The organism is Streptomyces blastmyceticus (assembly GCF_039521185.1).
GTDB classification, from domain to species: domain Bacteria; phylum Actinomycetota; class Actinomycetes; order Streptomycetales; family Streptomycetaceae; genus Streptomyces; species Streptomyces blastmyceticus.
In genome coordinates, this window is the sequence record NZ_BAAABW010000049.1 from 1 (window position 1) to 1,345 (window position 1,345).

Genomic DNA, 1,345 nt, shown 5'->3' on the forward strand with positions numbered 1-1,345 from the left:
CGTCCGCATCTCCGTGCACGGTGCGGGCGGTGTGGCCTTCGGCCACCAGGTGATCGAGCTCGGCGCGTTCGCCGAGGCGATGGTGGTCCTGGACCACACCGGCGACGCCACCCTTGCCGCCAACGTCGAGTACCTGATCGGCGACGGCGCCAAGCTCACCGTCGTCTCCATCCAGGACTGGGACGCGACCGCGGTGCACGTTGCCCAGCACACCGCGCTGGTCGGCCGGGACGCCTCGTTCAAGTCCGTGATCGTCACCTTCGGCGGCGACCTGGTCCGCCTCCACCCCCGGGTCGTCTACGGCGCCCCCGGCGGCGAGGCCGAGCTGTACGGCCTGTACTTCACCGACAAGGGCCAGCACCAGGAGCACCGTCTCTTCGTCGATCATGACACCCCGCACTGCCGCTCCAATGTCGCCTACAAGGGTGCGCTGCAGGGCGAGGGCGCCCACGCGGTATGGATCGGCGACGTCCTCATCCGCGCCGCCGCCGAGGGCACGGACACCTACGAGCTGAACCGCAACCTTGTCCTGTCGGACGGTGCGCGGGTCGACTCGGTGCCGAACCTGGAGATCGAGACCGGCGAGATCGTCGGCGCCGGGCATGCTTCGGCGACCGGCCGGTTCGACGACGAGCAGCTGTTCTACCTGATGGCCCGCGGCATCCCGGCGGATGAGGCCCGTCGTCTGGTCGTCCGTGGTTTCTTCGCCGAGCTCGTCCAGCAGATCGGCATTCCCGACCTGGAAGAACGCCTCATCACCAAGATCGAGGCCGAGCTGGAAGCGTCCGTGGCATGAGCGAGGCAACGTACGTACGCGCCTGCGGCCTGAGCGAGCTGGAGGAGGACACCCCGAAGCGGGTGGAACTCCACGGCACGCCGGTCTCGGTCGTCCGTACCGAGGGAGAGGTGTTCGCCATCAACGACATCTGCTCCCACGCGAACGTCTCGCTCTCCGAGGGCGAGGTGGAGGACTGCGCCATCGAGTGCTGGCTGCACGGCTCCAGCTTCGACCTGCGCACCGGCAAGCCCTCCGGCCTGCCCGCCACGCGTCCCGTCCCCGTATACCCCGTCAAGATCGAAGGGGACGACGTGCTCGTCTCCCTCACCCAGGAGTCCTGAGTTCCCCATGGCAACGCTTGAGATCCACGACCTGCACGTTTCCGTCGAGGCCGAGAACGGCCCGCGGGAGATCCTGCGCGGCGTCGACCTGACCGTGAAGCAGGGCGAGACCCACGCCATCATGGGCCCCAACGGCTCCGGCAAGTCGACCCTCGCCTACTCCCTGGCCGGTCACCCGAAGTACACGATCACCGGTGGCACCGTCACCCTCGACGGCGAGGACGTC

At 68.4% G+C, this 1,345-nt stretch carries 3 protein-coding genes; all 3 read left to right on the plus strand.

Annotation, left to right across the window (positions count from 1 at the left end):
- Positions 1-796 (plus strand): Fe-S cluster assembly protein SufD (sufD, locus tag ABD269_RS35240; protein ID WP_344124708.1); only part of this gene is annotated, 796 nt, incomplete at its 5' end.
- Positions 793-1,119, plus strand: coding sequence for a bifunctional 3-phenylpropionate/cinnamic acid dioxygenase ferredoxin subunit (locus ABD269_RS35245; protein WP_301888248.1), 327 nt, complete (start codon positions 793-795; stop codon positions 1,117-1,119). The genes sufD and ABD269_RS35245, both read left to right, overlap by 4 nt.
- Positions 1,120-1,126: 7 nt before the next feature.
- A partial coding sequence (locus tag ABD269_RS35250) for an ATP-binding cassette domain-containing protein (RefSeq protein WP_344124710.1) occupies positions 1,127-1,345 on the plus strand: 219 nt, incomplete at its 3' end.